Consider the following 23,275-nt stretch of genomic DNA (forward strand, 5'->3'; position numbering starts at 1 on the left):
AATTATCGTTTACTTTGCATCGATGAAGATACTATCAGACAAAATTAAGCAATATCTCGTACTTCTAATTAAAATATTGGTTGTAAGTGCTGCTTTTTATTATATCTATAACCAGCTGTCTAATGATGAGACACTAGACTTTCATATCCTAAGTGAGGTAATCTCTAAGCCAGAGAACTACCTAGCTATTTTTGCGCTGTTGTGTTTGACTTTTTCTAACCGCTTTGTCGAGATACTCAAGTGGCAAAATCTATCTTCTCTTATCAGGCCAGTTTCAGTAGGGCAGGCGACTAAGCAAGTATTAAGCGCATTAACACTAGGGATATTTACGCCTAATGGTATCGGTGAGTACGCAGGTAAAGCGCTTTATTTTGATAAGAAAGATGCTCCTAGAGTTATCTTCCTGAATATGGTATGCAACGGAGTCCAAGTCATCTTTGCTATTGTATTTGGGTTAATCGGGTTATCTATTCTTAATCAATTTCACGAGATTATCTCTAACACTTATTTATATATTGTGTATGGCGTTATAGCAGTGGTACTTACCCTGTTGTTCACTGTACGCAACTTCGCTATCAAGGGATATTCTATACAGACGATAATTAACTTGCTTAATGAAATACCAAAGAAGAAACACCGTAAGAATCTATTCTTAGCCTTACTTCGCTATGCTTCTTTCACCCATCAGTATGTGATTTTATACTATTTGTTGGGAGTAGAGATACCTTATTTTGAGTTGTTATGTGCAGTATCAGCTATTTATTTGATGGCATCTTCATTGCCTAACTTTCAGTTTTTAGAGTTCGCTGTCAAAGGGAGTATAGCTATGTTTATCTTCACTGCTTTAGGTGTTAATCAGTGGGCTGTAGCATTAGTAGCTACTTTAATATGGATACTAAATATCGTATTGCCAATCAGTATTGGAAGCTATTTTGTACTGACTTTTAAAGTAAAGAAAGAAGAACAATAAAAAGGTAAATAGGGAACAGGAAGCGGGGAACAAGGAAACAAGAAACAACAGTAGAGACACAATAGGTAACTACAGTCCACATCACCCTATGTCACGCAAGACAAGTACCTCAAAATATGTCATCCTGACAAAGGAAGGACCCCACTAGTATATCACATAATCCAATTACATCATGCCTGAAGGCAACAATTCCTAATTCTTAATTAGAGCGCAGCGACCGTCTACTGTTTATTCAGCTGTACAGGAACTACAAATTGGCTCTTTACAGGAACACCTCTTTTAAGCGCAGGATGAACTACTGAAAAGTCTTTACTCTGTTTAATCAAGAATTCATCAATAGCTTTAGTCATCCCTTGTAAGCTATCGGGTATTTCATAAAGTTGAAAGTCCACTTTAGCATCAGGCTGTACGGTTACTAATATTTTTAGTGTTTCTAGATTCTCAAAGTTACCAGTTATGGTATCTTGATTTAATCTTAGTTGTAGGTTTTGAGTAACATAATCGAAGAAACAATCTTTCTTTAGCTTTTCATCAGCGATAGTATCACACTGATCTACCGTAGGGTAAGTATCTACCTTTGACCAGTCTATCTTTTCTAACTCTTCTTGTAACAGAACCTCCTCGTCTAATCGTTGGCTAGCCTTAGATTGACAGCTTAAGATAAAGACAGATAGGAAGACAGACAAAAGCAATTTTTTCATAACTTAGATTATTGAATCTTGAATCATCAAAAATACGAAAAATACAGATGGAATATATATTATTAATGCTCAGTATGCTTTTATTAATCGGAGGGCTAGTTGGGAGTGTTCTTCCAGCTTTACCAGGACTTCCAGTTAGCTGGCTAGGTATCTTATGTCTATATTTGACTAAAGGCGTAGAGATGAATCATCCTATCCTATGGGTGAGTTTTATCGTAATGATAGCCGTATCTATCTTAGATTATGTCATCCCATCCCAAGGAACTAAGAAGTTCGGAGGTAGTAAATATGGTGTATGGGGAACTAATATTGGATTAGTAGTTGGTATTCTTGCCCCTATTCCGTTTGGTTTTTTAATAGGGCCTTTTGTAGGTGCATTAGTAGGAGAATTAATTTATAATAGCAGTGACCAGAAGAGAGCACTTAAAGCAGCGACTGGTTCACTAATAGGGTTCTTGGCTTCTACATTTATGAAAGTTATTGTGTCTTTTATGTTTATTGGACTAGGACTTAAGATCGTTTGGGATAATAGCAGAGTATGGTTTTCATTTAATTAGTAATTAATGCTTACGGCTTATGAATACCTTGTCGCGGAATAGTCCGCGACGTGTATTCTACATTAATTTAGTTCTCTATTTTTACTTTAAAAGAGCTACCAAACGAACTACTTACTGACGTTTTTATCTCTGAGTTAGTGATACGAACTTTAAGTTCATCATTAAATCGCACGTTTACGTCATTAGCATATTCGCCAAAATTGTTGACACGTACATTCATACTTCCGTCTTCATTAAGTGGTACAAGCCCATAATTAACATTAGTAGAAGGGATGAAATTAGTAGCATTATTCGCTTGGGCAGGAGTGATGATAGATACATCTTTTAATACTAATACCACTAGACAAGTAGCGATAACAGTAAGTATAGCCTTAGTATACAAATCTATTTTCATAACAATGTATTTTAGAGTTAAGTCATTGTAAGTTATGAAATTATATTTATTATTTGGATTTAAAACCAGAATAAGTGATAGACATATCAACGAAAAGTAATTATACAAAATAGCTAATGAAATAGCTATGAAGTAGAATTGCTTTATAGTATTTGGCTAACGCTGATTCTGGGTTTGATTGACGTAGTTTTTAAATCATTGCTAGTTACTACTTAGTAATGGTTTCTCTCTAAATGTAATACCTATTCCTATTAAGATAATCACCCCGCCAATGATCATTTGCATCGTGATTTGTTCATCTAAGAATACCCAAGCCAAAATAGCTGCTAGTAATGCTTGACTCAATAAACTTAGTGATACACGTGTTGCACGCATATGCTGAGTAGAATAGCTAATCAGTAACCAAGCTAATAATTGACAGATAATACCTTGTATGATTAGAGTTGTCCATCCTGCAGTAGACCAACCTGTAAAGGCTGAACCCGCAATCAGATTCACTACTCCTAAGAAAATAGAAGATACTAGTAAACTATATGTCATAAAGGGAATTACTCCTACTGTAGAGAGTACTTTCTTGCTCATTAGGATATAACAAGCATACAGTATCCCTGATAATAATCCAAAGGCAAAAGGCAAATCAAAAGAAAAGTCTAAAAACACATCTACCCCAATTAAAACTACCATCCCTACAATAGCGAATACTGTTCCTATCCAAAAGTTAGAAGTAGGCTTAGTACTTAAGAATAAATAACTCCCGACGCCCACCCATACTGGTGCTAGATTAGTTAGTAAAGTAGCTTGAGTAGCAGACGACCCCTGTATAGCATAGTTCCAAACAGCGATATCTGACCCAAAGAATATACCACATAGGACGATAAGAAGCATCGTCTTGTTATCATAAAGTTTTAATTGTTTCGTGAATATCGCATAAGGGACAACAAATACTGCTGCTATGGCCATTCTATAAAATGCTGATATCAAACTGGGTGTTAGATTTAACTTCACTATAACTGGAAAGATAGATATACAGATGATTCCTATAAATAAGGCTATACGAGGTTTGTTTCCCATCATTTTTACTCTTGATTTTTGTATGAATCACAAAGTAACACTTTTTATAGCTAATAGATATTTAGTTTCGCGAGATAGATTAGTAGTTTACTTCTTCTTAATAGAATTTGTTAATAGGATATTTTAGTTTTTAGCACTTATTTTCCTTTAAACTCCTCTTTTTTATTTTTCACTTTTTTTGTTTAACTCCTTAATCTTACCCCTAAAAATTAAAATTAGCACCTGTAATTATTGTTTTTTTAACTGGAGAGCTTCACATTGAGGCTAATATAGATAGAGAAAGTAATTTTTTTTGATTTTTTTAATTTCTGTTTCAGTGTATGTTGTTGGTATATAGTGTGTTATTTATTAAAGCGTAAATTCATCTTCTATCTTGAATACCCTTTGAAGTCAATGAACTAGGAGGTTGATAGCGGATCCTAGGACACTTATAGGAGTATAGTAGGACTATAATAGGGTAGAAAGGCTTTTTGCCCAAGTATAGTCCCTTTATTCTTTGTTTAATCTTCTTTAATGAGGCCGTTATTTTATTTAGAGATTTTAATATGACGGAATAGTGCTTTTTCTATAGAGAGGAGATGGAGTTTTTATAAGGTGTTTTTCTTGGAATGAATTAATAATGATTAGAAGATCAATATAGAGACAATGTGTATTAAAATGAGTAAATAGTTGTTATTGTGTGTGTTAAGTTGGTTGTTTTTTTTTTAAAATGTAATTTCAGTACATTTGTTAAATAGATTGTTTTTAATTAGTGTATTTTGTTAAAAAATCATTTAAAAAATACTTATATTCGTTATAGAAAAAGAAAATAAAAAGATTGCTATGAAAAAGTTGGTCCTCTATGAGAGGATAAAATGGAATTCTAGGGATTGGATAAATCTACTTGGAATTTGGACTTAGTTATAGTTTAGAAAGTGAAGAGATAAAACTAATCTCTATACGGATACTATTTATTTAGTAAGTGTAAGTGATAAGACGTATACTAAATAATAGGATATGGCCAGAAGAATTCTTCTGGCTTTTTTTGTATATTGTGTTGTGAATTAAGTTGTTAAAATAGAAAGTAAAAAGAACGTTGATGTTTAATATAGTTGATTAAAAGTGTAGTGAGAAAAGCAGATTTAAATCAAATCAATCCTGACCGGACAAATATGAGTAGCTATAGAGATGCGTATGATCGAATGAGAATAGGCACGTTTATGAAGGAAGGACAGCCCATTTATTGGGGATTACAGAGTTATAGTTTCGGTTGTCCTGAGGTGTTCACACTTGATGGGGATGTTATTGAAATAGGGTGTGTTAATAACCATTAAAATTTGAGGTACTAATGAGAGATAAATTGGGAGTAATACTAGTCAGCTTAGCGGTAGTGCTATGTACAAGTATTGGATATGGTCAAGAAATGAAAGTATCGGAAAGAACCCTTCCGGTAGATCAAGATCAAAATCGAGATCCAAATGAAGTGTATTTAGCTGTACAGATTAAGGCAGAGCCTTATGGGGGTATGGCTGCATTAAATCGAGAGTTTAAAGCCCGATTTAATATACCTGAGGTTACGATAAAGGATGGGGCTATTATGAGGTTTCAGATAATTATACGGTTTATAATAGAGAAAGATGGTAGTCTGTCTGATATTATGACTCTACGCGATCCAGGGTCAGGACTAGGTGAGGAGGCTGTACGTGTGCTGAGTGAGATAACGAAGTGGAAGCCCGCTATGCAAAACAATAAAAATGTGAGAAGTCAGTTTACGTTACCTATTACCATAGGTAAGAGTGATATTAATATAGAGTCAAAAGCACAATGGGGTGATAAAGCTTATCTAAATACAGCTGTCCCAATTATGGGTGAGTACTTTTATGTAGAACGACTTAGAGAAGAGTATAAAAAAATTAGGTATCATAAGTTTGAGGATAAGGTGAATATGTATTTGTCTATAAATGAAGAAGGAGAGGTAGTAGGTGTAGAGGCTTTAAATGCTGAAGGAATGATAGATAGTAGCCCTGAGTTACTTGAATTAGTTAGATCTTTAGGCAAATGGTTACCTGCTCGTATAAATAAGGAATCTATTAAGGATGTTGTAGCTATAGGGTTATAAAATATATGTTAGTGGTTAAGATATGAGAAAGAGTCTACGGTGGATGTTTACAATGCTATTTGTGTTAGTTATAGGGCAGTTGTACGGGCAAGAACAGGAGAAAGAAAAACCTGCTAATGTTTATAGCGAAGGTGCTACTGCGGTGCGTTCTCGTATCAGCACTGTTCAGTTTTCTCGTAACTTCACGAAGTTATTTAATGAGAAGTTTCCTGATCGTATAGTGCCACACGAGCGTTGTATAGTATTCTACTTTGTTATAGATGCTGATGGGACGGCTTCACATATAGAAGTTATACGTAGTGACTTTAATGAGGAGTATAATGTGCACTTTCTTCAGTTTATTGATAAGGTGACGATGAACGCTTGGGTTCCTGCTTCTTTTAAGGGGCAAAAGGTACAGAAGGATTATACGTTGAAAGTGAGGGTAGGTGAATGACAGGTTGTTGTTAGATATAAAAAAACGAGACTGTAAGGTCTCGTTTTTGCTTATATGTTTTTATAAGTTAGGCTTGTATTCTAAATTAATTATCGGTGTCCTAGTATTCCTTTAAGATAAGAGTTGCCTTTATCGATAGCCTCTTGGAGTTTGATTTCCTCTTCAGTTAGGATTACTTCTTCCTTGATATATACGCGTTCGATATATTTCTGTAGATAAATAAAGTAGCTAATCGCTTTAAGCATACGTCGGCGAGTACATACTTCTAAAAAGTATACATCTGCTTCCGGACCATTCTTACGTTGATAATACATCTGTACATATGGCTTGCTCTTTGGATCAGGATCTTGTTCTAACTCATAGTGAAAGTATTCATACTGGTTCTCGTTATTATCACCTTTACCAAGGTAGTTAAGGATGGTGATACGAGGTACTTGGTTCTCTGCTTTGTTTTCTACTCTGAACCTCCACTGTTGTCCACAATAGAATACCGTAGAATCTTCTTGCTCATAGTATCGCTGTCCTAATCGCTGTACGATAGGTCGTTTCATAATATCGTTAAAGTTAAGCGCAGTGACAATTTTTTGTTTCTTATAATAGATACCGATCATATCACTATACTCCCTTAATAATTTCTCCCATTCGATGGTTAAAGATTCTGCTATACTCGTGTTGACTAATGGTTGCCAAGTATCATCTTGATCACTAGGATATCTATAAAAAGTTTGCACTATGTAATCTTTAGAAAAAGGAAGAAGAGACTTCTTTTTCTGTATAGTGACTAGCATAGCATACAGATCCTCATATTGAAAGTAAACAGATGTAGAGTATGAATTACCATTGATAAATGAGATGCGTTTATACATGGCATCTTCTGTGTACTCTACGATTATTTCTTCCCCATCAGGTATGTGATCTTGGTTAAAGATAGTACCACCGGCTAGTTTCATTAGGTTATCTAAGTTGATATCCTTATTAGGAAAAGCAAAGGGATATTTCACATCCGCAAAGGTGGGATTTGGTGTATCAAGGAGAATAGTTTGATTACTAGCTACTGCGTTTAATATAACGTCAGTGCGCAACCAATTATCCCATGAATATATGGTGTCATCAATATCTTCTCGGGTATATAAAAACTCGGGTTTTATCAAATGAAATAACACAGTAGGTTCTGCTACGTCACGTTCTAGGTCATGATTAAGTAAAAAGTCAATATCTATGCGTTCTTTCATACTGAAACGATAATCATCTACACCATAGTCTGTATTAATGAATAAGTGACTATGGATAGTTCCCTCTACTACAAGATCTCCATGATTATAATCTCCCCAAAATACTTCAGAGACATTCAAATCTCTTTTTACATATATCCCTTGTCCCCCTACTACGACGTTATTAGCTGTTAGATGACCTAGTACTACAAGCCCTGTGGAGTTATCTGTATTCGCATTATAAATTTGTGGAACAGATAGATTTCCATTTACTAAAATAAACGGAATGATATCATCAGGGTATAATTCTGACGCTACAGCATCAAGATTTAGTGGCGTATCCCACTTCTGGTGCCCTTCGTAGTAAAGAATTGGTAATTCTGTTTGTTCATGTTTATACCAACAATTATCTGGTAGTAAGTGCTTTATCTCTGCAAGAGGGATAAACTTCATATGTGAGGAAATTAGTATTGTTTTATAGAGTAAATGTAAGGATAATTAACATTTAAAGCATAAGATTTTTATTAGTTATGGTTAATAAATATGTGTTTTGTTTTTAGATATTGAGGTAAAATTCGTTGGTTATGGATTTCATTCTTCTTTTTACTCTTCTATTGTAGTTATTTGAATTGTGTGATAATGACTTAGTGCTCTGTGAGGAGTGTTATTAACTAGGTAAGTGATATTTATGAGTTTAGAAGAAGTTAATCTTTATTTTGGAGGAAACTTATAGTATAGGGAAAGGCGAATAAAGAGTGTATTCTAAAGCCACATAATCTTGAAGATGATGTAAAGACCTAAACTATAGAAATATAGTTAGGTCTTTTTTATTTATAGTAATCAATAAAACAGGTAGTTAAACGTTATTTAGTTTACCTTAGTATTAAATTTAATTGTTATAAAATGGGATTGTTCGATTTATTTAAAAAGAAAGAATCACCTAAAGATCAGGAGATGGAAAGTAAATTGTTATTATCTATGCCAATGTTTAAGAATGGTGATAGATATAGTATAGTAGATGTGATCGCTCACTTAAAAAACGTATGGAAACTGCATATAGAAGCTGAAAATGTTAATGATGATACAGCTGTGTTCTCCATAAATGGGAATACAGTAGCTATAGCTTTTATGCCTGTCGCTATACCTAGAGAAGATATAAATCACTGTATAAAGTATGCTTATGGTTGGCCTACTGCGGATGAAGAAACTGCTCAGATGACAGGGCATGCTATAGTAACTGTTATGGGGGGTGAGACTAGTACTTACGCTAATTATCTATTACTGTCTAAAATGCTTTTTAGTATTATGGCTACATCTAAGGCTATAGGTGTCTATCAAGGACAACAAACGCTATTATTATCTAAAGAGCAGTATCTAGAGTATGAGGAGATTTTAGAAGACAATGAGGCTCCTGTGCCCCTATGGGTGTATATAGGCGTTCAAGCTACACAGACAGGTAACACACTGTATACGTATGGACTTAAAGAATTTGGTTTTATGGAACTGGAAGTGGTTAATTCTCAATTAGACATGGAGGATTTGTTTAACTTCATCAACAATATATGTGCCTACATGTTAGAAAACAATATTACACTTAGAGATGGAGAAACCTTCGGGTATACAGAAGAGCAAAAGATTAATATCACACAGTCTAAAGGGGTAAATTTAGATGGAGATACACTTAAGTTGGAAATGTAAAAGTATCTTTGGATTATAATAGAACATACCTATGAGAAAGTTAATCGTCATTTTCTGTTTATGGCTTATTAGTGGAGTGAGTATGGCTCAGTTCAAAAAGCTAAATTATGAGCCTATCATAACCGCTGGATATCAGCAAAATTCACACAGTCAGTTCCAATTAGGACTTGAGCATAGTCTTTTAAACAATAGTAGTGATTGGCTATTTGTGGGGGCAGGTGTGATGGCTACGCCATATCACGATAAATGGTATTGGTTGCCTTATGCAGATGTAACACGTAGTTGGGGTTTGGCTTTTTATGGAGCAAAAGCAACTACACATCATATACAACCGCAATTAGGTATTTCGCTGCTTAATTTTATGGACATAGGAGTGGGGTATGCTATACCGTTTAATGAGAATAGTAGTAATCCTGTTATTAAGGGTTTTACCTTCTCTCTCAAGATACGAATGACTAATGACAACAAGACTTATCTGAAAATAATGTAGATAACTATTTTCTGTTTTTATAAGAAAAGCCTTAGTAATAAACTACTAAGGCTTTTTATCATTTAGGGTTCTAATTACCCGTGTATGTGTTCTTTGTTACCATAAGATTGGATAAGTTCTCCTTCGAACTCAAGCCATTCTTGCCAACGCTTATCTACATCTACGCGTTCTGTGTATTTACGTGCGAACTTTAGAAAAGTAGTATAATGATTAGCTTCTGATATCATTAGCTCGTGGTAAAACTTAGCAAGCTCTTCATCTTTGATATTCTGAGATAGTGTTCTAAAACGCTCACAACTTCTCGCTTCGATCATCGCAGCAAAAAGAAGTTTGTCTATAAAGCATTCATTGCGACTACCGTCTTTTTTAGAGAACTTATATAGTTGTCCTACGTAGTCATCTTTGCGTTCTCTACCTAAAGTATATCCACGCTCCTTAATGATGTTATGTACCATCTGGAAGTGTTGCATCTCTTCGATAGCTATCTCTGTCATTTCAGTAACTAAGTCTTCGTGTTCCGAATTATATGCGATAATAGTTATAGCATTCGTAGCTGCTTTTTGTTCACACCAACAGTGATCCGTTAATATCTCTTCTAAATTAGCCTCAGCGATATTTGCCCAACGTGGGTCAGTTAATAGTTTTAATCCTAACATAATTCCTTTTCGTTTGATACAAAAGTAGTAATTATTAGGTAGATAAAAAATGAAGAGAGTCTATGATGATTGTCTTGTCTTTTGGGATTATAGTCTATTTTTGTGATATGGAACAGAGATTATCAGGAAAGAAAGTATTAGTTATAGGTCCTGTATGGCCGGAGTCTAAGTCTTCTGCAGCAGGTAAGCGTATGCTACAGTTGCTTCAATGCTTTAAGGATTGGGGGATGCAGATCTATTTTGGCAGTACAGCGAAGAAGTCTGATGTAAGTGATGACTTATCTATTTATGGTGTACAGGAAGTAGAGCTTTGGCTTAATGATATCCGTACTGATGAGGTATTGGCTAACCTAATGCCTGATGTGGTGATGTATGATAGATTTATGATAGAGGAGCAGTTTGGCTGGCGTGTGACTGAGCAATGTCCTGATGCGTTTACTATTTTAGATACTGAGGATTTGCACTTTTTGCGTTTCGCACGTCAAGAGATGCAGAAAAAAGGAGGAGAGGATATTGCCGAGTTTCTGTATACAGAGCGTACTAAGCGCGAATTAGCAAGTATATTGCGTTGTGATTTGACGTTGATTATCTCTGAATACGAGTTTAAGTTGCTAACAGATACATTCCATATTCATCCTAATAGCTTGTTATTCCTGCCTTTTATGGAGCAGAATATTAGTGAAGAGGAGGTTAGTAAGTGGATAAGTTATGAGGATAGAGCTGACTTTGTGTTTATCGGAAACTTTATTCACGAGCCAAATTGGCAAACGGTGTTGTATTTAAAGAAGGAAATATGGCCACTACTGCGCAAACGATTACCACAAGTAAATATGCATATCTATGGTGCTTACCCTTCACCTAAAGTGATGCAGTTAAATAATGAGCGTGAGCGATTCTTAGTTCACGGTAGAGCAGAGGATGCTTTAGAAGTACTTAGTAAGGCAAGAATGCTTTTGGCACCTATACCATTTGGTGCTGGTATTAAAGGGAAGTTTGTAGATGCTATGCGTGCAGGTACACCTTCTGTTTCTTCGTCAATAGGTGTCGAATCAATGAAAGGGGATTTAGAATGGAGTGGTTTTGTAGCTGATGAGGTGGCTGATTTTATTGATAAAGCAGTTGACTTGTACACTAATGAAGCGCTGTGGAGAGAGAAGCAACGACATGGTATCAAACTGATGGCTACTAATTTTGATTATACACATTATGCAGAGGTATTCTTACATGCTGTATTGCGCTTATCTAATGACTTAAAGGCTACTCGTAGAGTGAATTTCTTAGGAGAAATGCTAAAACACCACACTACTCAGAGTAGCAAGTTCTTTGGGATGTGGATACAAGAGAAAAATAAAGGAATATAGTTAACAGTATACTGATGTAAACTGTTAACTAGTTTATTATTTCCTTGTCGGTTCGAATAACATTAATGTTACTTCATCTTTACCGACAGGTTTATTCTCTACTCCTTTAGGGATAATGATACAATCATTCTTTTGTAGTTCTAATACTTTATCTCTAAAGTGTAGTTCTAGTACACCGTCTATGACCATAAATAGCTTGTCTTCCTCTTCGTGTGTATGCCATTCAAATTCACCTTTAATCTTGATTAGGTTAATCGTGTGATTATTGATGTTTCCTAATGTCTTTAACTGCCAAAAGTCTTTTAGGCCTTGTGATTCTTGTGTTAAGTTAATCTTATTCATATGAGTATATCGCGTATTATGGAATTAATAGTATCTTTGTTATTTAGAATTGGTAAAAACAACTATGCAAATATAGAGGTGTAGATATACGGTATTTGCAGTAATGTATTTGTTTTTTGCAGTAATGGAAAGCAGGGTATGGAATTAAGTTTTGATAAGTATAAGACAGAGGAGGGATTAGTGCAACGACACAGACAAATGAGTACTGCAGAGTTGGATTTGCACTTCTATCAAAGCTGTCAATCCTTAGAGAGAAAAACGTATGTGTATAAAGAGGAATCCTATATACAAATGCACTATGAAATAGCGAACGGATTTACATCTTATCATTCTAAACATAATTCTCAATCATCTATAAATACTGAAATGGGTAAGAGTACCTTGTTTTATTTGCCTGTGTTAGATGGATATCTATATGATCCTGTATGTCAGAACGCTTTGAGTTTTGAAGTAGTGATAGGTGAGAGTTGGTTAAAACACAACTTAAGAGAAGAATCAAAAAGTACCTATCAGTTTTTAAAACAAATGTCATCTAAAGAAACAGCTGTTCTTGGTAATAAGAGTCATTACATCACTCCTGAAATGCAACAGATTATTTATGAGATCAATACTTGTCCTTATACTGGGGTAGTTAAAGAGTTGTTTATAGAAGGAAAAGTAATGTTGTTATTGGGATTACAATTGCATCAGGTAGAGAATACAACTGATTTGCCTAATAAATTGGCGATAGAGCATCGTGATATAGAGCTATTATGCAGTCTAAAAGAAATATTAGATACTAATAGAGCCACTAAGCATACGATCGAAGACTTAGCAGTAGAGGTAGGGATGAATCGTACGAAGCTACAGAAGGCTTTTAAACAATGTTTTGGGATGACGATACACGAATATGTTCTTGAAGGTCGAATGAATGAAGGATATCGTTTATTAACTTCTTTTGCTAAAGGAACGTTTACTGTAGAAGAAGTTGCTAATCTCGTAGGTTATAAGAATTACGGACATTTCTCAACGATGTTTAAGAAGAAGTTTGGTGTGCTTCCAAGTACTTTTATTTAAAGGGTATAGGATACAAAAAAAAGCGAGTAATTACTTACCCGCTTTTGTATTAATGAGAAGATGATTATTTCATCATTTCTGTGTAATGTTTGTAGAACAATGGAATAGTCTCAATACCTTTAAGGTAGTTAAATACTCCAAAATGCTCATTAGGAGAGTGGATCGCATCAGTATCTAATCCGAATCCCATCATCACTGATTTAGAACCTAATTCTTCTTCGAATAAAGCTACGATAGGAATACTTCCTCCTGAACGAACAGGGATAGGTGCTACTCCGAATGTATCAGTATATGCTTTAGCAGCTGCTTGGTATCCGATAGAGTCGATAGGAGTCACATATCCTTGACCACCGTGGTGAGGTTTTACTTCTACGCGTACTCCTGCAGGAGCGATGCTTTCGAAGTGTTTTTTGAATAGTTCAGTGATTTCTTCCCACTCTTGGTTAGGTACTAAACGCATAGATATCTTAGCGAATGCCTTACTAGCGATAACTGTTTTAGCTCCTTCACCTGTATAACCACCCCAAATACCGTTAACGTCTAATGTCGGACGGATAGAGTTGCGCTCATTCGTAGTGTATCCTGCTTCTCCATATACCTCGTCGATATCTAAAGCTTTCTTGTAATTATCTAAAGAAAATGGACGTTTAGCCATTTCATCTCTTTCTTCGCGAGATAATTCTTCTACTTTATCATAGAAACCAGGAACAGTGATATGGTTGTTCTCATCGTGAAGAGAAGCGATCATTTTAGTTAGTACATTGATTGGGTTAGCTACAGCACCACCGTATAAACCTGAGTGTAAGTCACGGTTAGGACCAGTAACTTCTACTTCTACATAACTTAATCCTCTTAATCCTGTAGTGATAGAAGGTTGCTCATTAGAGATCATACCTGTATCAGAGATCAGGATAACGTCATTCTTAAGCTTTTCTTGGTTTCTCTTAACGAACCAACCTAAACTTACAGAACCTACTTCTTCTTCTCCTTCAATCATAAACTTGACGTTACAAGGTAGCGTATTATTAGCCACCATATATTCGAAAGCTTTGACATGCATAAACATTTGACCTTTGTCATCACATGCACCACGAGCGAAGATAGCACCTTCAGGGTGTAACTCTGTTGTTTTGATCACTGGTTCGAACGGAGGAGATGTCCAAAGTTCAATAGGATCAGCAGGTTGTACATCATAGTGTCCATATACTAATACCGTTGGTAGTGTAGGATCAATGATTTTTTCACCATAAATAATAGGGTAACCTGGTGTTTCGCATAATTCTACTATATCACATCCAGCTACTTCTAAACTTTTTTTAACTGCTTCAGCAGTATTGATTACATCTTGTGAATACGCACTATCAGCACTGATAGAAGGCATTTTTAATAGTTCAATTAGCTCATCTAAAAGACGTTGCTTGTTTTCTTGAACAAATTGTTTTGAATCTTTCATAATATAAAAGGATACATTGATTTTGTTACTCACAAAGCTAAGAATAAAAAAATACAATTTTTTTCTTGCAGATAAAAAAACCTATTGTATATTTGCAACGTCTTAAAGGAACAGGATGTTCCACTGATTACGCGGGTATGGTGAAATTGGTAGACACGCCAGACTTAGGATCTGGTGCCGCAAGGTGTGAAGGTTCGAGTCCTTTTACCCGCACAAAAGCCTCTTCAATCGAAGAGGCTTTTTTTATGGAGTTTTATTTTGAGTGAGTCCATAGTGAGTCCATAATGAGTCCATAGTGACTCCATTAAAACAATCTTTTTAATATAGTCATGATGTACTCACGATGTTGTCAATATACATTCGTATAAATCGAAATAGGAACAGTTTTAAAAGAAACTATTGATAAATTGATTTCTGATTGATTTAGGGTAAATTTGGATTAAATATTTTGAAATAGAATTGTTGATTTCTAATGAGATAGAAATTGAAAGATGAGATAAGGTTACAAATTTACTTTAAATATATAGGAGTACTAGACTCAATGGAATTGTTTTTTAAAAAATACATTATCTTTTTTGTAGAAAAGGTGAAGTAATCTGTGTTAGAAAAATTGATATTTCTTTTGTGTTTAGGTTGTACATTCTTTTTATAGATGGAACTTGGATGGTGTGTAAATAGCCTAAACTATTTGTTCAATATTAAATTGTATCGATTTTCTTAGAAACAAGATATATTCAAAAGCATTGAAACTTAGGTATTGTCTTGATTATAAGTTACTTTATTAATCGAGTAATATTTTTTCCTTTTAGATTTGTATATAAGCGAAAAAATCTATTATATTTGCCACGTCTTAAAGGAACAGGATGTTCCACTAATTCCGCGGGTATGGTGAAATTGGTAGACACGCCAGACTTAGGATCTGGTGCCGCAAGGTGTGAAGGTTCGAGTCCTTTTACCCGCACAAAAGCCTCTTCGATTGAAGAGGCTTTTTTTATACCTATTATTTAGCGATTTTATTGTTAGCTATACTAGAGATATTATCAAAGTATGGTAATCAATTTTAGTACAGCTGTGTTAGTTGTACTGTTTATTTAGTTGCATCAGTTGTCAGTTTTTCGTAAATTCCATTCTTATTAAGATGCAATTAGATTTTAGTGGTGTGACTTTTGCTGTATGGCTTGTCTAATTAATAGAGAATATATAGAACTTAAAGTAGTTAAACTTTGGAAATGGAATTAAAGAATTTGCTTACGACAATGTTAGAATATGAGTTATATGCTAGTAAATCTATTAGTATAACTATTGGGACTATACTATTTATAGTTTTTACTTTAATGATTACTAATGTTGGAGTACGATTACTTAAGAAGGCTTTCATTCGTACAGCTACTCCTGATGTAGCGGCTAGATTAGGAAGTGTATTTAATTTTATCAATTATTTCATTTACCTAATTATGTTTTTCTTTATTCTAAATGTGATAGGGATTAATATCAGTATGTTCTTAACTACCTCTGCAGCTTTGTTTGTTGGTTTAGGTTTTGCCTTGCAGGATATCTTTAGAGACTTGATAGCGGGTATATATATCTTATTTGATAAAACTTTAAATGTAGGTGATGTAATTGATATTAAAGGAGAAGTCGGTCGCGTAACGACAATAAATCTTAGATGTACTATCGTAGAAACACGTAATCGCAAATCAATCGTTATTCCCAATCGCAAATTAATAGATGATATTATGAATAACTGGACACATGAAGATCCTATTATTCGTGCTAGAATAGATGTTGGAGCCTTTATAGGCACTGATGTCGATTTAGTAAGAGCTGTATTGCTTACTTGTGTAGAAGATAATGAAGAGGTACTTAAAGATCCTAAACCGATTGTTTTTATAGATCAGTTTGGAGAGTCTTCTATTCGCTTTATTCTATATTATTTTATTGACAATGCGTTTGATAATGATAGAATAGCAAGTACTATTCGCTTTGAAATAGATAAGAAATTTAAACTGAATAATATTGAACTTCCAGTACCGGTTTTGAAACTAAATAAGAATCAAGAGGAGGTGTAAACTAATCTTCTATAAAGCGTTCATTTAGTCAATAAAAGATTTAATTTTGCATTTTTAAATGTCAAATGGCTACTAATAAAACTACTCCTAACCCTATGGCTGCTGTCGGTGCTAGACCTAAAAGAAAGCCACCTACAAAGCGCAAACCAACCAATAAAAAAAACACTAAGTCAAATACTTGGACTCAGGTGAAGTGGGTTGTTATCATTACTTTTTTTGTGGGTATAGGTATTTGGTTTGGTATTAGTTTTAAAGAGGGGATTCGTTACTTCTTTAGCGGAGACAAGAAGTCAGAAGGCAAATCTATCTTTGATGTTCGCACTGTTGAGGTGCTAAATAGACATGATGATATGTTGGTTGGTTTTGATGTTTCACATTATCAAGGTGTGATTGATTGGAAAGTAGTCGATTCAGTAGCAGGTAAGGCTTCATTAGATTTTGTGTTTATCCGTGCGACGATGGGTAAGAATGGAAAAGATAAGGCATTTAACCTAAATTGGAAAGGTGCAAGAGCGAATCACTTTATTCGTGGAGCTTACCATTACTATCGCCCTGATGAAAATTCGACAGAACAAGCAGAGAACTTTATTAAAAATGTCAAGATATCAGAAGGAGACTTTCCGCCAGTATTAGATATAGAAGATATGCCTAAGGAGCAATCTATGGAGAACTTGAGAAAAGGTCTACAAAATTGGGTTAAACTTGTGGAAGCTCATTATAAAGTTAAACCAATCTTATATTCAGGAGAGAACTTTTATTCTCATCATCTTAAGGACTGGTTTCCTGACCATGTATTATGGATAGCAAATTATAACTTCTTTGTAGAAGAAATTAAGCCTGAATGGCACTTTTGGCAATTCACAGAGAAAGGTGTAATCGATGGTATTGATGGTAAAGTGGATTTGAATATTTACAATGGTAGTAAATCAGATATACGAGATCTGTTAGTACCTTAGAAATATATAAAAGAGAGAGGCTGTTCTAAATAAGAACAGCCTCTCTCTTTTATATATTGTAATGATTATTTTCGAACGTCTAGTGCGTCTCTGAGTGCATTTCCTATTAACATAAAGCTAATCACTAATACGAACATAGCGAAGCCTGGTAGGAATGCTAAATAAGGCTTGCCTAGAAGGATGTAGTTATAGTTCTCTTTAATCATTGCACCCCAACTAGGTGTTGGTACTTGTGTTCCCAATCCCAAGAAGCTTAGACCGCTTTCTACTAATATGGCTGAAGCGAAGTTAGCTGCAGAGATTACGATCACAGGCGCCATGCAGTTAGGGAGTATGTGTTTAGTGATGATTCTATAGTTAGAATATCCTAGTGCATGCGCAGCTGTTACATATTGTTGCTCTTTAACGCTAATTACTTGCCCTCTAACAACACGTGCTACCTCTACCCACATAGTTAGGCCTACAGCTATAAATACTTGCCAAAACCCCTTGCCTAGAGCTAATGTAATAGCGATGACTAATAGTAATGTAGGAATAGACCAAAAAACATTAATTAGCCATAAAATAAGCGCATCCGTCTTACCACCAAAATATCCTGCTATTGCTCCTAATGTGATTCCTATGACAAGAGATATCAGTACAGCTACAAAACCGATTGATAATGATACACGAGCCCCTATAACTAGGCGACTTAGATAATCTCTACCTTGGTTATCTGTTCCTAACCAGTATTTCTTCTCTTTAATAATATCAGATTCTTTAGCATCGCCAAACTGACTTAGGGCAATCTTCTTTACATCTTCTAATTGTGGTTGATTACTGTAGTTTTTATAGTGAATAGTATCGTTCTCTATCTTGTATTCTGAGACAGGGATGAACTTTGTTGCTTCTTCTTTTCCGAACCATAATTCACTCCAAGTTCTATCAGCGTTAGAAGGGATCGTAATGGCAGTGACTGTAAATCCAGGAGCTTGTGAGCGTAGCGCTAAGTCTCCAGCATTAGCATTCTTAGAATTATCTGGGATAAGGAAATAAGCGAATAGGGCAATGGCTGAGATAGCGATAATTACCCAAAAACACAAAACGCCCCAAAAATCCTTTTTGAATCTTTGGAGCGCAATCTGTGTATATGATTTACTAGTGTTAGACATTCTATAATTTAGAACTTACGTTGTTTTTATCACCACTTACTTTGTAAGTTTTCTTTGTGTCTAAGTCATTTAGGATCTTAACACCTTCTTCTATATAGATATCACTATTTAGCATTTCGTGCCATCTATCTCTTTTGCTTTCAAGGATAGTGTCTTTTTTGACTCTAGCCATTTCGCTTGGTAAAGAAGAGAACTTCAAGTTGCTTTTGTATTTAGAAATAGCTTTAAATTTCTTCGCTTTTTCTTCTACTTCTTTTTGTCTAATCTGATATTTATCTAAGTTAAGAGAGAATTGTTTCTCATCTTTTCTTTCGTTAATCCACTTCGCGTTTTCATCTATTAATTTGAATTGCTCATTAACAGCGATACGATCTTTACTAGATTTGATCACACTAGAGAAGTCATTAGCATAAGGAGTATATACTGCTCTGTCTATTTTATCCCAAGGCATAGCATTATCCATATCTCTTTCTCCCATATCGATATATGAATATCTGTCTGGTAACACGATGTCGCTTAATACACCTTCACGTTGAGTAGAACCTCCATTGATACGATAGAACTTCTGTAATGTAACTTTAAGTGCTCCTAATTCTCCGAATGGCTGTGTCTTAAGTAAGTCATTAAGCGTGATTAAGTTTTGAACAGTTCCTTTACCATAAGTATGTTTACTACCGATGATAACACCACGTTTATAATCTTGGATAGCAGCAGCGAAGATTTCAGAAGCAGAAGCAGAGAAGTTATTTACTAATACTACTAATGGACCTTCCCATACGATAGGAGTATCTTTATCATCTAATACTTTCTGTTTTCCTCTAGAAGATTTTACTTGTACTACAGGACCTTCTTTAGCGAATAGACCTACCATTTTGATAACAGTTTCTAAAGAACCACCACCATTATTTCTAAGGTCCATAATGATACCATCTATATTCTGTTGCTTTAATTCTTTGATCTCTTTCTCAACATCTGTAAATGCATTACGGCTGTCTTTATTTTCAAAGTCAATGTAGAATTTAGGCAAGTGAATGATACCGTATTTCTTATCTCCATCTTGTATGATACTAGACTTAGCATAAGTCTCTTCCATCTCGATAACTTCACGCATCACTGGTATAACCTTGATTGTACCGTCTATCTTTTTCATTGTTAAGTAGACAGTAGTGTTTTTCTTACCTTTGATAAGTTTTACTACATTATCTAGACGCATTCCTACGATATCGATAGGTTCTTCGTCTTTAGACTGTCCTACTTTAAGAATAATATCACCTGTTTCTATTTCTTTTCCTCTCCATACTGGACCACCAGGTACTAATTCGTTAATTTCTACACCTTCTGGTTTCTTTCTTAGCACAGCACCGATACCTTCGAAGCTACCACTCATGCTAGCATCGAATTTCTCTTTATCTTCAGGAGCAAAGTAGAATGTATGTGGGTCAAAACGCTCTACAATAGAGTTTAAGTAGATTGAGAACCAATCTTTTCTTTCTAAGTCTTTAAGAACATCAAAATACTCTTCTAAAGATTTTAAAGCACTTTCTCTAGCTTCTTTCTCTAGCTGTTCAAAAGGTTTTTTCTCTACAGGTTTATTGTCTTTTTTCTTTTTATCGTCTTTCTTCTCCTCTTTTACTACTGGCTCACCGAACTCATCAAGTTCTTCTTCCTCAACATTTTTACCTTCTTGAATTTTTAAGTTGTCGGTAATAGTAGAAAGGACGTTTAATTTTAATTGTTTACTCCAACGTTCTTTTAATTCGTCAGCGTTTTTCGCATATCCGATACTGTCGTAGTCAGCATTGAATACGTCATCAGATTTAAAATCAAATGGTTTGTCTAAAACTTCAGTATAGATACCTTTAGCTTCATTCATACGTTGAGTGATACGGTCATAAGTCAAGTTAAAGAAAGAAAGTTCTTTAAGTTGAATCATATCATCTATTAGGTATTCGTATTTCGAAAACTCATCTATATCAGACTGTAAGAAGTATCTCTTCATTGGGTCTAATGCCTTTAGATATTCTTTATATACTGTAGCAGAGAATTTATCATCAATCTTAGCTGGAGAGTAGTGTGTATTTTCTAAGATATACGTGACTAACTCTAGAAGCAATTGATCTTTCTCAGGAGTATCTTTCTCTTGTTTAGGCATAAAGCTCCATAAAAGTGCAGACACTCCGACTAGTAGAAGTATAACCTTATAATTTCTTTTCATAAATAGCTTAAAAGTATTCATTAATTAGTTTTGAACTAAAGTAGTTAAAAAAGTAAATATTTGTATGGTTAGGCAGATAATTATTTGTTAAAACACATAAACGCCGTATAAATAGTATCTGTCTTATGTTGAAAACTGAGTAACTTCACAGACGAAATAACATATATTCCTTACATTAGCGAATGTAATTAAAAAAAATGAAACGATGCAAAAACCGTTAATACTTGTTACAAATGATGATGGTATCACTGCTCCTGGTATGAGAGCTTTGATTAGCGTAATGAAAGAGATAGGAGAAGTAGTAGTTGTAGCTCCAGATAGTGCGCAGTCTGGTATGGGACATGCCGTGACAATTAACAATACACTGACCTTGGAGAAGGTAAATATTGATCCAGAAATAGAAATTGAATATGCTTGTTCAGGAACACCTGTTGATTGTGTGAAGATAGCATTAGGACAAATATTAGATAGAACACCTGACTTATGTGTATCTGGAGTAAACCATGGCTCTAATTCATCTATTAATGTTATCTATTCAGGTACGATGAGTGCTGCTTTAGAAGCTGGAATGAGTGGAATACCTGCTATTGGTTTCTCTTTATTAGATTTTAGTTGGAGTGCTGACTTTGAGCAAATCAAACCTTATATTAAGAAGATTACTACTGAGGCACTGAAACATGGTATACCTAAAGATGTAGTGTTAAATGTGAACTTCCCTAAACTTCCCACAGAAGATATTAAAGGAGTGAAGGTATGTAGACAGGCTAAGGCTACATGGGTTGAGAATTTTGACAAACGAGTTAGCCCTCATGGCAAGGAATATTATTGGCTAGTAGGTGAGTTCGTAAATCAAGATAAAGGAGAAGATACTGATGAATGGGCATTACATCATGGGTATGTATCTATAGTTCCTGTACAGTTTGATTTGACAGCACACCAAGTTTTAGAGAGAATTAATAGATGGGATCTATAATATGAAAGATAAAGTACTAAACGTCTTTTTAGGTTTTTTAGCAGGTATAGTAGTTACCATTCTTGGGATGGAGTTATATCTTTTGCTATTTACTAACTTCGAATTATTCGGAGATTTTGAGTTTATAAAATCAATTGGAATATTGGGTAGAGTCACGGCTCTAGGCAGTTTACTTAATTTGTTTTTATTTACATTTTTTATTAATCGCAAGTTAGATTTATTAGCGAGAGGTTGTATTTTAGCCGTTATAATTTTAACCATAGTAACACAATTAGTGTAGATGAAGTATTACATAATAGCAGGTGAAGCGTCTGGAGATTTGCATGGATCTAATTTGATGCGTTCTATATATAAGAAAGATCCAGAAGCAGAGGTGCGTTTTTGGGGTGGTGATTTGATGCAAAGTGTTGGTGGAACCCTAGTAAAACATTATAAAGACCTTGCTTTTATGGGGTTTGTAGAGGTAGTACAAAACCTAGGAACGATATTGCGCAATATTAAGTTATGCAAAAAAGATATCTTTAAGTTTCAGCCTGATGTAATTGTCTTTATTGATTATCCAGGATTTAATATGCGTATTGCTAAGTGGGCAAAACGCATGGGAATAGAGACACACTATTATATTTCTCCTCAAATATGGGCATGGAAAGAAAATCGTATTAATGATATCAAAAGAGATTTTGATTATATGTATGTCATTTTGCCTTTCGAAAAAGACTTCTATGAGAAGAAACATAATTATCCAGTAACCTTTGTTGGGCACCCGCTAATTGATGCTATTGCTCGTTATCGTTCAGAAGCACATGTTGACTTTAAATTAAAGCATAATTTAGACGAGCGACCAGTCATCGCTTTACTACCTGGAAGTCGAAAACAGGAGATAAGTAAGCTATTAAATGAGATGCTTTCGGTGATTCATCACTATCCTCAGTACCAATTTGTCATTGCAGGGGCTCCGGGACAGGAAGCTTCGTTTTACGAATCTTTTATAAAAGACCAGAATATCTCATTTGTTTTCAATGAAACGTATGCTTTGTTAAATATTGCGCATGCTGCATTAGTGACTTCTGGGACTGCCACTTTGGAGACTGCTTTATTTAATGTTCCACAGGTAGTCTTATACAAAGGAAATCAGGTATCTTACGAGATTGCTAAGAGAATTATCAAGTTAAAATATATCTCTTTAGTCAACTTAATTATGGATGATGATGTGGTCGTAGAGCTTATACAAGCGGACTGTAATGCAAAAAGGATAGAAGAAGAATTCGCAAAAATCATAAATGGAGAAAAAAGAAATGAAATATTGTTAAAATATAATAAATTAATTTGTAATTTGGGCGGTGAAGGAGCGAGTGATCAAGTCGCTAATGAAATTATCAAAAATCATGTGAAAAAGAAAAGTTAATCAACCACCACA

At 34.7% G+C, this 23,275-nt stretch carries 23 protein-coding genes and 2 tRNA genes; 16 read left to right on the forward strand and 9 right to left on the reverse strand.

Annotated elements, in window-relative coordinates; translation table 11 throughout:
• Positions 1-22 precede the first annotated feature (22 nt).
• Positions 23-970: a lysylphosphatidylglycerol synthase domain-containing protein gene (locus CF599_RS07180; RefSeq protein ID WP_121965364.1), complete on the forward strand. Its 948-nt coding sequence runs from the start codon at positions 23-25 to the stop codon at positions 968-970.
• A gap of 221 nt (positions 971-1,191) precedes the next feature.
• Here the strand turns inward: CF599_RS07180 and CF599_RS07185 are convergent, their stop codons facing one another.
• Entirely contained in the window at positions 1,192-1,671 is a 480-nt protein-coding gene (locus CF599_RS07185) for a hypothetical protein (RefSeq protein WP_121965365.1), read from the reverse strand.
• Between the two features lie 47 nt (positions 1,672-1,718).
• Between CF599_RS07185 and CF599_RS07190 the strand changes: the two genes are divergently transcribed.
• A complete protein-coding gene (locus tag CF599_RS07190) occupies positions 1,719-2,228 on the forward strand; it encodes a DUF456 domain-containing protein (protein ID WP_121965366.1) in 510 nt (169 codons plus the stop codon).
• 67 nt (positions 2,229-2,295) lie between these two features.
• On the opposite strand, the gene CF599_RS07195 is transcribed toward CF599_RS07190, so the two are convergent.
• Both CF599_RS07195 and CF599_RS07200 read right to left on the reverse strand, forming a co-directional pair.
• Positions 2,296-2,622, reverse strand: coding sequence for a hypothetical protein (locus CF599_RS07195; RefSeq protein WP_121965367.1), 327 nt, complete (start codon positions 2,620-2,622; stop codon positions 2,296-2,298).
• A 201-nt stretch (positions 2,623-2,823) separates the two neighbouring features.
• Positions 2,824-3,693 (reverse strand): DMT family transporter, encoded by an 870-nt coding sequence (locus CF599_RS07200; RefSeq protein WP_121965368.1) that lies wholly within the window; start codon positions 3,691-3,693, stop codon positions 2,824-2,826.
• A 1,106-nt stretch (positions 3,694-4,799) separates the two neighbouring features.
• Between CF599_RS07200 and CF599_RS07205 the strand changes: the two genes are divergently transcribed.
• From CF599_RS07205 to CF599_RS07215, 3 genes are read left to right on the forward strand one after another with little or no spacing between them, the layout of a single operon-like run.
• The gene (locus CF599_RS07205) at positions 4,800-5,006 is read left to right on the forward strand and encodes a hypothetical protein (protein ID WP_254050254.1); all 207 of its coding nucleotides are present in this window, start codon (positions 4,800-4,802) and stop codon (positions 5,004-5,006) included.
• A gap of 14 nt (positions 5,007-5,020) precedes the next feature.
• Entirely contained in the window at positions 5,021-5,791 is a 771-nt protein-coding gene (locus CF599_RS07210) for an energy transducer TonB (protein ID WP_121965369.1), read from the forward strand.
• A 22-nt stretch (positions 5,792-5,813) separates the two neighbouring features.
• The gene (locus tag CF599_RS07215) at positions 5,814-6,227 is read left to right on the forward strand and encodes a hypothetical protein (protein WP_121965370.1); all 414 of its coding nucleotides are present in this window, start codon (positions 5,814-5,816) and stop codon (positions 6,225-6,227) included.
• Positions 6,228-6,316: 89 nt separating this feature from the next.
• Here CF599_RS07215 and CF599_RS07220 read toward each other — a convergent pair whose 3' ends face one another.
• Positions 6,317-7,891, reverse strand: a complete 1,575-nt coding sequence (locus CF599_RS07220) for a hypothetical protein (RefSeq protein WP_121965371.1) — start codon at positions 7,889-7,891, stop codon at positions 6,317-6,319.
• A gap of 450 nt (positions 7,892-8,341) precedes the next feature.
• On the opposite strand from CF599_RS07220, the gene CF599_RS07225 reads away from it, so the two are divergent.
• Together CF599_RS07225 and CF599_RS07230 are read left to right on the forward strand one after the other, a co-directional pair.
• On the forward strand, positions 8,342-9,136 hold the full coding sequence (locus tag CF599_RS07225) for a DUF4261 domain-containing protein (RefSeq protein WP_121965372.1): 795 nt from the start codon (positions 8,342-8,344) through the stop codon (positions 9,134-9,136).
• A 31-nt stretch (positions 9,137-9,167) separates the two neighbouring features.
• Positions 9,168-9,626, forward strand: a complete 459-nt coding sequence (locus CF599_RS07230; protein ID WP_121965373.1) for a hypothetical protein — start codon at positions 9,168-9,170, stop codon at positions 9,624-9,626.
• Between the two features lie 74 nt (positions 9,627-9,700).
• Here CF599_RS07230 and CF599_RS07235 read toward each other — a convergent pair whose 3' ends face one another.
• On the reverse strand, positions 9,701-10,282 hold the full coding sequence (locus tag CF599_RS07235) for a tRNA-(ms[2]io[6]A)-hydroxylase (RefSeq protein ID WP_121965374.1): 582 nt from the start codon (positions 10,280-10,282) through the stop codon (positions 9,701-9,703).
• 107 nt (positions 10,283-10,389) lie between these two features.
• Here CF599_RS07235 and CF599_RS07240 point away from each other — a divergent pair, with 107 nt between their 5' ends.
• Complete coding sequence (locus CF599_RS07240) at positions 10,390-11,643, forward strand: glycosyltransferase family 4 protein (RefSeq protein ID WP_121965375.1); 1,254 nt, start codon at positions 10,390-10,392, stop codon at positions 11,641-11,643.
• A gap of 36 nt (positions 11,644-11,679) precedes the next feature.
• On the opposite strand, the gene CF599_RS07245 is transcribed toward CF599_RS07240, so the two are convergent.
• Positions 11,680-11,985: a cupin domain-containing protein gene (locus CF599_RS07245; protein ID WP_121965376.1), complete on the reverse strand. Its 306-nt coding sequence runs from the start codon at positions 11,983-11,985 to the stop codon at positions 11,680-11,682.
• A 138-nt stretch (positions 11,986-12,123) separates the two neighbouring features.
• On the opposite strand from CF599_RS07245, the gene CF599_RS07250 reads away from it, so the two are divergent.
• The gene (locus CF599_RS07250; RefSeq protein ID WP_121965377.1) at positions 12,124-13,041 is read left to right on the forward strand and encodes an AraC family transcriptional regulator; all 918 of its coding nucleotides are present in this window, start codon (positions 12,124-12,126) and stop codon (positions 13,039-13,041) included.
• 64 nt (positions 13,042-13,105) lie between these two features.
• Here the strand turns inward: CF599_RS07250 and CF599_RS07255 are convergent, their stop codons facing one another.
• Positions 13,106-14,494, reverse strand: coding sequence for a dipeptidase (locus CF599_RS07255; protein ID WP_121965378.1), 1,389 nt, complete (start codon positions 14,492-14,494; stop codon positions 13,106-13,108).
• 131 nt (positions 14,495-14,625) lie between these two features.
• Between CF599_RS07255 and CF599_RS07260 the strand changes: the two genes are divergently transcribed.
• The 4 genes from CF599_RS07260 (at position 14,626) to CF599_RS07275 (ending at position 17,519) form a co-directional block, all read left to right on the forward strand.
• Positions 14,626-14,707 (forward strand) — tRNA-Leu (locus CF599_RS07260).
• 666 nt (positions 14,708-15,373) lie between these two features.
• Positions 15,374-15,455 (forward strand) — tRNA-Leu (locus CF599_RS07265).
• Between the two features lie 268 nt (positions 15,456-15,723).
• Positions 15,724-16,563, forward strand: coding sequence for a mechanosensitive ion channel family protein (locus tag CF599_RS07270; RefSeq protein WP_121965379.1), 840 nt, complete (start codon positions 15,724-15,726; stop codon positions 16,561-16,563).
• Positions 16,564-16,628: 65 nt separating this feature from the next.
• Positions 16,629-17,519, forward strand: coding sequence for a glycoside hydrolase family 25 protein (locus CF599_RS07275; RefSeq protein ID WP_121965380.1), 891 nt, complete (start codon positions 16,629-16,631; stop codon positions 17,517-17,519).
• Between the two features lie 65 nt (positions 17,520-17,584).
• Here CF599_RS07275 and CF599_RS07280 read toward each other — a convergent pair whose 3' ends face one another.
• Both CF599_RS07280 and CF599_RS07285 read right to left on the reverse strand, forming a co-directional pair.
• Complete coding sequence (locus CF599_RS07280; protein WP_121965381.1) at positions 17,585-18,670, reverse strand: ABC transporter permease; 1,086 nt, start codon at positions 18,668-18,670, stop codon at positions 17,585-17,587.
• Between the two features lies 1 nt (position 18,671).
• The gene (locus CF599_RS07285; RefSeq protein ID WP_121965382.1) at positions 18,672-20,906 is read right to left on the reverse strand and encodes a carboxy terminal-processing peptidase; all 2,235 of its coding nucleotides are present in this window, start codon (positions 20,904-20,906) and stop codon (positions 18,672-18,674) included.
• A 184-nt stretch (positions 20,907-21,090) separates the two neighbouring features.
• Between CF599_RS07285 and surE the strand changes: the two genes are divergently transcribed.
• The 3 genes from surE to lpxB are packed head-to-tail and all read left to right on the forward strand — an operon-like array spanning position 21,091 to position 23,263.
• Complete coding sequence (gene surE, locus CF599_RS07290; protein WP_121965383.1) at positions 21,091-21,858, forward strand: 5'/3'-nucleotidase SurE; 768 nt, start codon at positions 21,091-21,093, stop codon at positions 21,856-21,858.
• A 1-nt stretch (position 21,859) separates the two neighbouring features.
• On the forward strand, positions 21,860-22,138 hold the full coding sequence (locus CF599_RS07295) for a hypothetical protein (RefSeq protein ID WP_121965384.1): 279 nt from the start codon (positions 21,860-21,862) through the stop codon (positions 22,136-22,138).
• A complete protein-coding gene (lpxB, locus tag CF599_RS07300; RefSeq protein ID WP_121965385.1) occupies positions 22,139-23,263 on the forward strand; it encodes a lipid-A-disaccharide synthase in 1,125 nt (374 codons plus the stop codon).
• Positions 23,264-23,275 lie beyond the last annotated feature (12 nt).

Source organism: Myroides sp. N17-2, assembly GCF_002286775.1.
Lineage (GTDB): Bacteria > Bacteroidota > Bacteroidia > Flavobacteriales > Flavobacteriaceae > Flavobacterium.

Excerpts from the sequence above, each read along its gene's own strand:
- CF599_RS07180 (WP_121965364.1), top strand. The coding sequence starts at position 23 with ATGAAGATACTATCAGACAAAATTAAGCAATATCTCGTACTTCTAATT.
- CF599_RS07185 (WP_121965365.1), bottom strand. The coding sequence starts at position 1,671 with ATGAAAAAATTGCTTTTGTCTGTCTTCCTATCTGTCTTTATCTTAAGC.
- CF599_RS07190 (WP_121965366.1), top strand. The coding sequence starts at position 1,719 with ATGGAATATATATTATTAATGCTCAGTATGCTTTTATTAATCGGAGGG.
- CF599_RS07195 (WP_121965367.1), bottom strand. The coding sequence starts at position 2,622 with ATGAAAATAGATTTGTATACTAAGGCTATACTTACTGTTATCGCTACT.
- CF599_RS07200 (WP_121965368.1), bottom strand. The coding sequence starts at position 3,693 with ATGGGAAACAAACCTCGTATAGCCTTATTTATAGGAATCATCTGTATA.
- CF599_RS07210 (WP_121965369.1), top strand. The coding sequence starts at position 5,021 with ATGAGAGATAAATTGGGAGTAATACTAGTCAGCTTAGCGGTAGTGCTA.
- CF599_RS07215 (WP_121965370.1), top strand. The coding sequence starts at position 5,814 with ATGAGAAAGAGTCTACGGTGGATGTTTACAATGCTATTTGTGTTAGTT.
- CF599_RS07220 (WP_121965371.1), bottom strand. The coding sequence starts at position 7,891 with ATGAAGTTTATCCCTCTTGCAGAGATAAAGCACTTACTACCAGATAAT.
- CF599_RS07225 (WP_121965372.1), top strand. The coding sequence starts at position 8,342 with ATGGGATTGTTCGATTTATTTAAAAAGAAAGAATCACCTAAAGATCAG.
- CF599_RS07230 (WP_121965373.1), top strand. The coding sequence starts at position 9,168 with ATGAGAAAGTTAATCGTCATTTTCTGTTTATGGCTTATTAGTGGAGTG.
- CF599_RS07235 (WP_121965374.1), bottom strand. The coding sequence starts at position 10,282 with ATGTTAGGATTAAAACTATTAACTGACCCACGTTGGGCAAATATCGCT.
- CF599_RS07240 (WP_121965375.1), top strand. The coding sequence starts at position 10,390 with ATGGAACAGAGATTATCAGGAAAGAAAGTATTAGTTATAGGTCCTGTA.
- CF599_RS07245 (WP_121965376.1), bottom strand. The coding sequence starts at position 11,985 with ATGAATAAGATTAACTTAACACAAGAATCACAAGGCCTAAAAGACTTT.
- CF599_RS07250 (WP_121965377.1), top strand. The coding sequence starts at position 12,124 with ATGGAATTAAGTTTTGATAAGTATAAGACAGAGGAGGGATTAGTGCAA.
- CF599_RS07255 (WP_121965378.1), bottom strand. The coding sequence starts at position 14,494 with ATGAAAGATTCAAAACAATTTGTTCAAGAAAACAAGCAACGTCTTTTA.
- CF599_RS07270 (WP_121965379.1), top strand. The coding sequence starts at position 15,724 with ATGGAATTAAAGAATTTGCTTACGACAATGTTAGAATATGAGTTATAT.
- CF599_RS07275 (WP_121965380.1), top strand. The coding sequence starts at position 16,629 with ATGGCTACTAATAAAACTACTCCTAACCCTATGGCTGCTGTCGGTGCT.
- CF599_RS07280 (WP_121965381.1), bottom strand. The coding sequence starts at position 18,670 with ATGTCTAACACTAGTAAATCATATACACAGATTGCGCTCCAAAGATTC.
- CF599_RS07285 (WP_121965382.1), bottom strand. The coding sequence starts at position 20,906 with ATGAATACTTTTAAGCTATTTATGAAAAGAAATTATAAGGTTATACTT.
- surE (WP_121965383.1), top strand. The coding sequence starts at position 21,091 with ATGCAAAAACCGTTAATACTTGTTACAAATGATGATGGTATCACTGCT.
- CF599_RS07295 (WP_121965384.1), top strand. The coding sequence starts at position 21,860 with ATGAAAGATAAAGTACTAAACGTCTTTTTAGGTTTTTTAGCAGGTATA.
- lpxB (WP_121965385.1), top strand. The coding sequence starts at position 22,139 with ATGAAGTATTACATAATAGCAGGTGAAGCGTCTGGAGATTTGCATGGA.